This window comes from Bradyrhizobium sp. LeoA1Lang (assembly GCF_055413685.1).
This window is the reverse complement of record NZ_JBVAPG010000282.1, coordinates 1-5,728: the sequence shown is the minus strand read 5'-3', so window position 1 is coordinate 5,728 and position 5,728 is coordinate 1. Positions and strand designations below refer to the sequence as shown.

The window sequence follows — 5,728 nt, the reverse complement described above, 5'->3', positions numbered from 1 at the left end:
CGCCATCAGACTCGCTCGAAAGCGAATCCAACCCGCACACATCATCGCATGGTCACTTTGGCGTAGAGCTCACCAGGCCGCCGCCCAGCGCGCGCACTTCAAAACAAAAAGACAACTGTAATGCTAACCACCAACTTTCAGGCAGCACCCGCCGACGGCACTGACACCTTGCGCGGGGGATCCCGCGAAGGGGCTGTTCGTGTGTGGCGAACGCCAGCCGACGACAGCGCGGCCTGGAGCTTCCGACATCAGGGGCGTCAACTGGCGTCCGCAAGCGCCTGTCACATGACCGACTCACATTTTTTGTACTCGCCGATGTGACCTGTCCCCAAAAACCGACGGCCCCGCTCACTCGGCGAAAGAGGCCCATCCGAGGCCAAGTTCCGCGGGGCCTGCCTCCGGACCACCGGCTGGGCAGGCTGGAGCCGGCATGGACAGATTTTGTCTTGCTGGAGTAGCGCCATGAGCCGCAAGTTAAAGCGTGTGTCGTGCTGCGAGGTGTGCTGGACGATGCTGTCCGGATGGTGCCCGAAGCAAAGCGGACGTCATCGTTGAAGGCATGCCTAGCCGAAAAGATACTGGCTCTGGCCGCCGGGGCCAATCGGACACCGCTGTCTTACCGCGGCTTGCCGTGCGGGCGGTGCTGGAATCCTGCTGTAACTGCTACGGGTGTGAAGGGCAGCAACCGACCCTTGCAGCGGGCTGCGACCATCGCGGGAAGGTGATCTAAATCAAAGCCAAAGTGAATTAGCCGCGCTACGTTGCTGATAGGCCGAGTGGCCCTTCGGGCCATTGAGAGCTACGAGATGCTATGGCCGATCATGCAGAAATCATCCGCGCGAGCCGAGCAATGTCGGCAGCAGTGCAAAGACGGCTGGTCCGATCGACAAACAGCGACTACTGCGGCGTTCCGATGAATGGCCGAGGCTCGCACAGCTACCGGTGCTCGCTTCAACCGAAGACGCCTGCAGGAGTGAGCCTGACGAAGGCGACATTCTCAGGCTCCAGCAGTTCACTGAGATGCCTTTGCTCATGTGCGACCTCTTTGCTGATCGAGCTTCAGCCCCCTGACCCCACGGTCGGCCGAGAGGGAGCACTGCCCCGGCGCGCCCAACGGTCGCGCTGGGGCACATGACCTGGAGCGGAATATGCCTCGAAATAACTCAGCCTATTACCGCGCCAAGGCCGAGGATTGCCGTGCGCAGGCGGAGCGAGCGAGCCGCCCGCTCGACAAGGAGTCGTGGCAACGCCTCGCCGATGAATGGCAAAAGCTCGCAGAACACGCCGAGAGACTCGAAAATCAATAAGTCTTCGACCGATGCCCCACTTGGAAACTTGCTTAGGAATCCTGCGCAGGTTGATCGCTAAGGCGATCTGAACCGCATCCCGTTGGCTGAGAGGGCCATTAACGAATACTGGGATGTCACCCTGCCGAGGGCCCGCAAGAGCGGCCTTCGGTTTGTTCAGCAACACATTCTGGCCCACGCCAATGCGGTAATGGGGGATCGCCGCTCCTTCGCCGAACGCGTACATCGAAACAAAGCTGGCGGAGTAAGGCCGCCTTGGTCGGGGTATCCGCGGAGACGTGCCAGGTGTCATCGGCGATCTTGCGGAGGCGGTGCGTCCAGTCGAGACCACGCTGCATCATTTGGCTTCGCTTAGCCAGAGCCAAGCAAAAGTCCTGCCCAGCAAGCGGCAGAGTTATTCTTACGAAATTCTTCTTTGGGGAATTCCCTGATCGACCGGGAGGGGATTGTGCGCTGGAGCTTTACCGAAGTTCCCGAAGGCGGCCATCGCATCTTCGGGCGGCCGAGCCCCGAAGAGCTGATGTCGGCCGCCTCCCAAGTTGCAGCCTAACATGCTAGCGTGTTTTGGCGTGCAATCCTGCCATCTTGTCCTGGGCTGAGATGGTACGAGCCTGCCACACGACAAGAATGGCTTGTTCTCCGGCCAAAGCGCGATGTCACCGACTCATAAGGCAATACGCCCTCCGTGATTGTCGTGCCATACCCCAACTACATCCCGTGTCGAGCAACCTGCGTCGACCGGTGCTCCGCCTCGGCAAGCCAATAGGGTGGGTGGCCGCTAACTGCGGTGCTCAACAAGGACTTACAGAATGCAGGGGTTAGCTTGCCGCGATGGATCACGACGTTCTCGTGACCCGTCGCAGCTCGGGCGTTCTGCCAGTGCCGATTGTAGCCGCGCTGTTCATTCGACTTCACGTGGCAAGCGGCGAATTCGGCGTCATCCAGCGTCGCCAACTGCCAGGCATGTACCGGCCGTTTCGTATGAATGTGCACCCACATCGGACTGGGCATCGCACCATTGCGCCGTGCCTTACCCTGCAGCTTGATCTCGAACAGCGTCCCTGGCTCGCCCTTCAACGCGCGCGGTAGATCCGCAGGCGCCAACTCCTCAGCCGCCCGCAGCTCTTCAAGGTACTTCTGCGACGGAAAGGCGTAGGTCTTCATGCAATCGATCCTGATTTTGGCCTTTCGGTCCTGCAAAGTCTTTGCCAGCCCCTGTGCCTCGGACAACATCACCTTGAGCCGGTTTAATTTGTTGTGCACTTCGCTCACTTGCGCAGGCGTGAGTAGGCCGCGTCGACGAGGCTCCTCCAACGCGGCTACACAGGCCTGCATCTCGGCGGCCTGCTTCTGCAGGCGCTCGACGACGGTGTCCACGATGTGGTCGGCGTCCTCGGGTTTCATCTGGCGCGCTTGCGAGATGGCCCTTTGCTGACCGGGCAGATCGAATTGCAAAAGTTCGTCCAACCGCTTGAGTACTCGCGTCAGTGCCTCCTTCGACGGGGGAGCCTGCCACATCGCCAAGTGTCCGGTCGCCGACGATGACGCCCTCGCATGTGCCTCCTCCGCGCTCGCGAGTTTCTTCGTACCCAGATCGGAGAGCACGAGAACCTTGGCTGCTGGCGCCGTGCCAATGCCGGCGGTCGCGACCTGCGGCTCCGGCCGCCCAGCCGCCGAACTCCCGGCGCAAGCGGCGGGCGTGCGCTTGCCTTTCCCCTTCCTGCGCGCTGCAGTGCCTTCGGCCGCAACAGCCCTGCCGGTAGTGCTCGCCGGTGTCGAAGCTCCAGCCTCGGCCGGCGGTGCGATGTTGGCCGGCATCTTCGGCTGCACTGCCAGAAACCGCATGACCTCGTTCGCAGTGAGCCACGCGCCTTCCACGATCTGGTCCAACAGTTCCACTGGGAGGTGGGCACCTGTTCCAACGTCGCTTAGCTTGGCAACGATGTCGTCCTGCGACGCCGACGCAAATTCCGAAAGCCGCTCCATGACTCCTTCCAGAACGGCGCAGTGCTCTGCGTCGAGTGCCTGTCCTTTGCTGTATAGAACAGCGTCGGACGTCGAGACGAATGCCGGAAAAACATCCTCGATGAAGGTTCCGAGCAGACGCGCCCGCCCGTTCTCACCAATGAGGATTTTTCTCACGGCTGGTTCGAACTCGCTCGCCTGCTGCTCAATCATGAGCTGCGCGAGAGCGATCCGCGATTGCAGATGCATGCACTTCGTATTGAGTGCCCAGCCGGCGTGCAGCCGCAGTGCCGCCTCTTCGCCCTGCCGCATCCGGGGCGTTGTACTTGGTAGGTTGGCGGTGGCCGCGCAGACGGACTGCATCCGTTCCGAGCGCAATGCCTTCTTTCCCCACCACTCTATGCAGGCCAAGTACTGTTTCGCCACAGTGGAAACCGCTCGGCTGAGCTGGTCGGGCGAAGCGTTGGATTTGCGGAGCGCGTCGAGCACGGATGCCGCACCCTTCCTGCTCTTCTCCAAGGCGTAGATGGTCCGGGTGGCCAGCATGTTGCATTCTTCCGCCGCCTCGAGTGCCACGTCGCGGATTCGGCGAGCCTGATCGTCGGGCACAATGCTACGTGCCAAATCTGGGGGCAGACTCGCGTAGTACTCCAGAACTGTTGAGCCTGCCTTGACGACTTGATCGATCAGCTCTTGCAGCTGTGACGAGTCCTGGACTTGCTTGGCCGCATTACGACAAGCCTCAAATTCCTCAAGCAGGCTGTCCATTTTCCGCTTTGTTGCTTTGATCTCGTCGCCCCTCGAGGAAACGGGGACTGCCAGACGCGATGTTGGCGGGTGGCTGGCGAGTGGCGCCGTTGCACCTTGAGGCCCGGAGCGCATCCGCTCCAGGACGGAGTCGAAAGATTGGCTGCCTTCCCCAGGGGCGAGACTGGAATCCGAGGGCGCATTGCTTGATCCCCCCGCGCTGTCGGCTCCTGCAGTCCCAACGTGCGATTTGCCAGGTCGGCCAATGCCCGTCATATTCATCTCCGATACAGTCGAGAATGCGCAGCCTATCTGGATAGAGCACCTGGCTGACGATTGGCTGACGAAGGTCGTTCTCCCGGACGCACAAGAAAATCCGAATGACCATCGTTCCAATTCCATGGAAGCTGCCCTGGTGAAGCTCATATGCAGCACGTTTGAGGACCGGGTTCGAGAGCCCGGCAGATTGCGAATCCATCTCATCGCGCAAAGCCGGGGCGGATAACGGAGGTCCCATGAGATTGCGAACTACCATTCATGGGAGCACCTGTACGCGCATCTTCGGACCTATACGAGATCCAGTGCCAAGGCTGCCGAAGGCGGTAACGAATTCCGGAGGCTGGATATGGCGTTCTGCAACGTTCTGGCCGGAAACTGATGCTTTCTCTTAAGGCCTTCTGTCGTCCTCCCTGAGGAGGCGCTAGCAGTCTGCTGAAAAACGTGAGGAATGAAGCGTTTTTTTTTCTGTTGCGGAGGCCTCGTTGGGCTGGCGCGTCCGGGAGGCTAGGTCTGGGCTGGCTAGGCTGCAGCCAGTTTGGGGATGCGGATCAGATTATAGGCGATCAGATTGAGCAGGAAATCGGCGGCGACGCGACCGATGCCGCGATGTTTGGTCTTGCGCATGGTATTTCGACCTCTCGCCCGGATGTAGTTGCAATCATGAAGGCGCACGACTTGTGGTAGATCGAGTGAAGGCTGTGGGCAAAGGCTATGAGAGCTGTCTGGCTCGCGTGGCTCGTGCTCGTTGTGTCGGTCTCGCAGGCCTGGTCCTGGGGCAGGAAGGCCATGCAATTGTCGCGAGATCGCACGGCGACGGCTCGATCCCGCCACGCTCGGCAAAATCGAGGGCCTGCTTGCGCAGGAAGCTCCTGCTCTTGATCACCCCAACGTAACACTTGCTTCGATCGCCAGTTGGGCTGACGAGTACCGTGCCGACCATAAGGATACGGCAGGATGGCATTTCGTGGATACCGGATGATGATCAACCTACGATCCGGATGCTGACCTCGCGCAACTCTGGTTCGATGAAGGGCGGGCAGACCAAGCGCGCACTAGATGTCGGCTTCCCTGGCGGCGACCAACGCTGCAACCCTCGTGCACCCCGTCCTGATCGGGCGCATTTTTTTCTCTTCCGCGAGCGCGTGCGTATGACTTGCTCGATTGATTCACATCAATGCCGTGCTGTGCTATTTATGATCAGAAACGCAAGGAGGCGAGATCGACCGGGTGGCTGCGCTCCTGAGGGGCTTGCGTCATTGATCCAGCACCTAACGATCGCGGGAGCTTTACCTCACAATCAGATCTAGTGGTTCATCACAGTGGTTTTGACTCTTTGGCTGCAGCGGGATAGGCGCGGCGGAGTTTGGCGCGGGCTTTGTCGGTTGTGAACATCCATTTGATGCGGTCTCGCGTTTTATTTCGCTGCCGCT

At 60.3% G+C, this 5,728-nt stretch carries 2 protein-coding genes and 1 pseudogene; 2 read left to right on the top strand and 1 reads right to left on the bottom strand.

The features are described from left to right. Positions 1–1,725: 1,725 nt before the first annotated feature. Positions 1,726–1,857, top strand: a pseudogene (locus tag ACZYOF_RS41645) (AhpC/TSA family protein); the annotation flags it as partial. A gap of 158 nt (positions 1,858–2,015) precedes the next feature. Here ACZYOF_RS41645 and ACZYOF_RS41640 read toward each other — a convergent pair. Then, a complete protein-coding gene (locus ACZYOF_RS41640) occupies positions 2,016–4,295 on the bottom strand; it encodes a hypothetical protein (protein ID WP_463719380.1) in 2,280 nt (759 codons plus the stop codon). A gap of 748 nt (positions 4,296–5,043) precedes the next feature. On the opposite strand from ACZYOF_RS41640, the gene ACZYOF_RS41635 reads away from it, so the two are divergent. After that, positions 5,044–5,277 (top strand): S1/P1 nuclease, encoded by a 234-nt coding sequence (locus ACZYOF_RS41635; protein ID WP_165421509.1) that lies wholly within the window; start codon positions 5,044–5,046, stop codon positions 5,275–5,277. Positions 5,278–5,728 lie beyond the last annotated feature (451 nt).

Coding starts and splice junctions, on each gene's coding strand:
- ACZYOF_RS41640 (WP_463719380.1), bottom strand. CDS start 4,295: ATGACGGGCATTGGCCGACCTGGCAAATCGCACGTTGGGACTGCAGGA.